At 58.9% G+C, this 2,190-nt stretch carries 3 protein-coding genes; all 3 read left to right on the top strand.

What is annotated here, in order from left to right; translation table 11 throughout:
• A partial coding sequence (locus NPS56_RS30845) for an ABC transporter permease subunit (RefSeq protein ID WP_274078152.1) occupies positions 1–754 on the top strand: 754 nt, incomplete at its 5' end.
• Complete coding sequence (locus tag NPS56_RS30840; RefSeq protein ID WP_274078151.1) at positions 751–2,007, top strand: high-affinity branched-chain amino acid ABC transporter permease LivM; 1,257 nt, start codon at positions 751–753, stop codon at positions 2,005–2,007. The genes NPS56_RS30845 and NPS56_RS30840, both read left to right, overlap by 4 nt.
• Positions 2,004–2,190, top strand: a 187-nt coding sequence (locus NPS56_RS30835) for an ATP-binding cassette domain-containing protein (protein ID WP_274078150.1), incomplete at its 3' end; no start/stop codon positions are given. The genes NPS56_RS30840 and NPS56_RS30835, both read left to right, overlap by 4 nt.

Genomic DNA, 2,190 nt, shown 5'->3' with positions numbered 1-2,190 from the left:
TGCCGGGCTGGCCATGCTGGGACTCGACAGTGTTCCGTTGTTGATGACCGCCGCGTTCATCGCAACTATCGTCGTCGCCAGTGCCTACGGTTACAGCATCGAACGGATCGCCTACCGCCCCTTACGCGGCAGCAACCGTCTGATTCCGCTGATTTCCGCCATCGGCATGTCGATCTTCCTACAAAACACGGTTCTGCTGGCGCAAGACTCCAAGGACAAATCCATCCCCAACCTGATTCCAGGTAACTTTGCCTTCGGACCAGGTGGTGCACATGAAGTGCTCATTTCCTACATGCAAATCGTGGTGTTCGTGGTGACCCTGGTCGCCATGCTCGGCCTGACGCTGTTCATCTCCCGCTCTCGCCTGGGTCGCGCCTGCCGCGCCTGCGCCGAAGACATCAAGATGGCCAACCTGCTGGGTATCAACACCAACAACATCATCGCCCTGACCTTCGTCATCGGTGCTGCGCTGGCGGCCATCGCGGCCGTGCTGCTGAGCATGCAATACGGCGTGATCAACCCGAACGCCGGTTTCCTGGTCGGCCTCAAGGCCTTCACCGCCGCGGTACTGGGCGGTATCGGCAGCATTCCGGGCGCCATGCTTGGCGGGCTGGTACTGGGCGTGGCGGAAGCCTTCGGTGCCGATATCTTCGGCGACCAGTACAAGGACGTCGTGGCGTTCGGTTTATTGGTGCTGGTGTTGTTGTTCCGGCCAACTGGCCTGTTGGGCCGTCCGGAGGTTGAGAAAGTATGACTAGGAATTTTAAATCGGCGTTATTCAGCATCCTACTGGTGTGGGCAGTTGCTTACTCGGTACTCGGTTTGAAGCTGAGCATCGTCGGCATCAACCTCGAAGTGCATAACACCAGCCCGGCCATTCTGGCGACCATCGCCATCTGCTCGATGCTGATGTTCCTGCGGGTGCTATTTAGCCACCAAATCAGCTCGGCCTGGAGATCCTCGCCGAGTTTGCCGCTGATTCCGGCCAAGGCCAGTAACTTCCTGACCCTACCGACCACCCAGCGCTGGATCATCATTGCGTTGATCATCGGTGCCTTGGTCTGGCCGTTCTTCGGCTCCCGCGGTGCGGTGGATATCGCCACGCTGGTGCTGATTTACGTGATGCTCGGCTTGGGCCTGAACATCGTGGTCGGCCTGGCTGGCCTGCTCGACCTCGGTTACGTCGGCTTCTACGCCGTCGGCGCCTACAGTTATGCGCTGCTGTCGCACTACTTCGGTCTGAGCTTCTGGATTTGCCTGCCGATTGCCGGTTTGATGGCGGCCACGTTTGGCTTCCTCCTCGGTTTCCCGGTATTGCGCTTGCGCGGTGACTACCTGGCGATCGTGACCCTGGGCTTCGGTGAAATCATCCGTCTGTTCCTGCGGAACCTGACCGACCTCACCGGTGGCCCGAACGGCATCAGCAACATCGAGAAGCCGACGTTCTTCGGCCTGACCTTCGAACGCAAAGCCGCTGAAGGCCTGCAAACATTCCACGAGTACTTCGGTCTGGAATACAACTCGATCAACAAGGTGATTTTCCTTTATTTGATCGCGCTGTTGCTCGCGCTGTTTGCGCTATTCGTCATCAACCGTTTGCTACGCATGCCCTTGGGCCGAGCCTGGGAAGCGCTACGAGAAGACGAAATCGCCTGCCGTGCGCTGGGACTCAATCCGACCATCATCAAGCTTTCAGCGTTTACCCTGGGCGCCAGCTTCGCCGGATTCGCCGGCAGCTTCTTCGCCGCCCGTCAGGGGTTGGTCACACCCGAGTCCTTCACCTTCATCGAGTCGGCGATCATTCTCGCCATCGTGGTGCTGGGTGGCATGGGTTCACAATTGGGCGTGATACTCGCGGCCGTGGTGATGATCCTGCTGCCCGAACTCATGCGTGAGTTCAGTGAATACCGCATGTTGATGTTCGGCGCCTTGATGGTGCTGATGATGATCTGGCGTCCTCAAGGCCTGCTGCCCATGCAACGTCCTCACATGGAGCTGCGCAAATGAGTCGCGAGATCCTGAAAGTCGGAAATCTGAGCATGCGCTTCGGCGGCCTGCTGGCGGTCAACGGCGTAGCCCTGACCGTGAAAGAGAAACAAGTGGTTGCACTGATCGGCCCCAACGGTGCCGGCAAGACCACCGTGTTCAACTGCCTGACCGGCTTCTACAAGCCAAGCGGTGGCAGCATCC

The organism is Pseudomonas putida (assembly GCF_028682635.1).
GTDB classification, from domain to species: Bacteria; Pseudomonadota; Gammaproteobacteria; order Pseudomonadales; family Pseudomonadaceae; genus Aquipseudomonas; species Aquipseudomonas putida_AE.
The sequence above is the reverse complement of the archived record's forward strand: the minus strand, read 5'-3'. Positions and strand labels throughout refer to the sequence as shown.